2 protein-coding genes and 2 pseudogenes are annotated in these 1782 nt (G+C 59.3%); 3 read left to right on the top strand and 1 reads right to left on the bottom strand.

The annotated features are described in order from the left end of the window. Positions 1 to 85 precede the first annotated feature (85 nt). A pseudogene (locus tag EG244_RS20105) lies at positions 86 to 787 on the bottom strand (transposase); the annotation flags it as partial. A gap of 60 nt (positions 788 to 847) precedes the next feature. On the opposite strand from EG244_RS20105, the gene EG244_RS21270 reads away from it, so the two are divergent. The 3 genes and pseudogenes from EG244_RS21270 to EG244_RS21685 all read left to right on the top strand — a co-directional run. Next, positions 848 to 1042 (top strand): DUF1153 domain-containing protein, encoded by a 195-nt coding sequence (locus EG244_RS21270; protein ID WP_233589090.1) that lies wholly within the window; start codon positions 848 to 850, stop codon positions 1040 to 1042. Positions 1043 to 1051: 9 nt separating this feature from the next. After that, the gene (locus tag EG244_RS21265) at positions 1052 to 1234 is read left to right on the top strand and encodes a hypothetical protein (protein ID WP_233589089.1); all 183 of its coding nucleotides are present in this window, start codon (positions 1052 to 1054) and stop codon (positions 1232 to 1234) included. Between the two features lie 244 nt (positions 1235 to 1478). Then, a pseudogene (locus EG244_RS21685) lies at positions 1479 to 1622 on the top strand (integrase core domain-containing protein); the annotation flags it as partial. Between the last annotated feature and the right edge of the window lie 160 nt (positions 1623 to 1782).

Below are 1782 nucleotides of genomic sequence, written 5' to 3'. Positions count from 1 at the left end.
CAGATCAGAATGGAGCCGAACAGGTGGGGCCAGGACAGCGCTTACATGCCCGCGGTATTTGTCAAAGAAGTTGTCCGGCTTTTTGTTAAGCGGCGTCTCTAATTTCGGCCGCTGAGGTGTCGCGTTCTGGGTTAAGCCAGACGGGGCCGATGGGCTGCCAATTTCGTGCTTTTCCGGACCAGCGCTGCGGAATTGAAGCGCAGGCTTTGGCATAGAGATCGGCGCGTTTTTCCAGCGTCTGGCGCTCTTCGCCTGCGTGGCGGCTGTTGGGTGTAACGAAGCGCAACGCGCTGTGGAGGTGCTCGGCGTTATACCAATTCACGAAGGCCTTGACCCAAGCCTGCGCCTGGGCCTTGTCGGCAAAGCCCAGGCGCGGCCATGCCGGACGATATTTGCAGGTGCGGAAGAGTGCTTCGGAGAAGGGGTTATCGTTGCTGACACGCGGGCGAGAGTAGGATGCAATGATGCCCAGACGCTCCAGCGTCGCCTTCATCGTGGCGCCTTTCATGGGCGCGCCGTTGTCGGCATGCAGCACCTTCGGTCTGGCAATGCAGGCCTCGGCCCAGACTGCGCGCTGGAGAACATCGGCGGCCAATTCGGCGCGCTCTGCCTCGTGGACCTCCCAACCGACGATTTTGCGGCTGAAGATGTCGAGGATCAGATAGAGATAAAAGAAGCTCCCCGCGATCGGCCCTGGCATCCAGGTGATACCCCATGTCCAGATCTGACAAGGCCCCGTGGCCTGGTAGCTGGTTGGCGGATTGAGCCGCCTCGGTGCACGGTGATGTATCGACCCACGAATTTCCTGCTCAGGCTATAGTGGAGCAAAATAGCCATGAGTATGACGATGGAAGACAGCATCAAACGTTGGACGGCGAAGCGCAAAACCGCGTTGGTCATTGAGATTATCCAAGGCAAGACCACAGTTTCAGAGGCCAGTCGATCCTTCGATCTCAGCCCCTCTGAGATCGAGAGCCGGGTAGATGATGCCAGGCGTGGCATGGATATCGAAGGGGACCGTGGCCCCAGTGGGGCCGCGTAAGCCCCCTAGATGTCGCTGCGGGCCAACCCGCTCGACATCCACGCGCAATATGAGAAGCAATTGCGCGAGCTGCAGGAGGTTTACGGCGAGGCCATGCTGGAGCTGCGCGCGCGAAAAAAGCTGCAGACCTTGTGGTATGAGCCATTGAGGCGCCATTGGTTCGAGCCCAATGGCGATTGGCCGGACGAGTGATGATCCGCACACTCTGGCAAGGCCTCATCGACGACGGCCTCAAGGTTTCCATCGCGCAGCTCTGCGCCTGGTTCGGCGTGCCACGTCGCACGGTTTACTATCGGCCGACGAACTCCGCGCCTCGGGTAAACCCTGAACTGGCTGCGCCGATCAGGAAGATGATCGACGGAGAGCCGTCCTTTGGCTACCGGACAGTGGCCTGGCTTCTTGGCATGAACAAGAACACCGTCCAGCGGCCTCAGCCATGGCCCTCGGACCCGTGGCGGCCCCATGGCTCATTCCGCAGCAAAACGGCATGGTCGAGCGTGTCATCCGAACGCTGAAGAAGCAATGCATTCACCGTCACCGCTTCGACAGCATTCAGCACGCTGCCCGCGTGATTGGAGATTGGATCGGCTTCTACAACAACCGATGGCCTCATCAGGCGCTTGCAATGCGCACGCCTGCTGAGGCATTCATATTTGTTCAGTCCCGGCATCTGGTGGATCGAATTGAGGATGAACCTTTCCGGCTCTGAAGTCCGGATTTTGCAGATGTATTCGTAAGGC

It is taken from the genome of Falsigemmobacter faecalis (genome assembly GCF_003863335.1).
Classification (GTDB): Bacteria; Pseudomonadota; Alphaproteobacteria; order Rhodobacterales; family Rhodobacteraceae; genus Wagnerdoeblera; species Wagnerdoeblera faecalis.
This window is presented reverse-complemented; position numbering and strand designations above follow the sequence as displayed.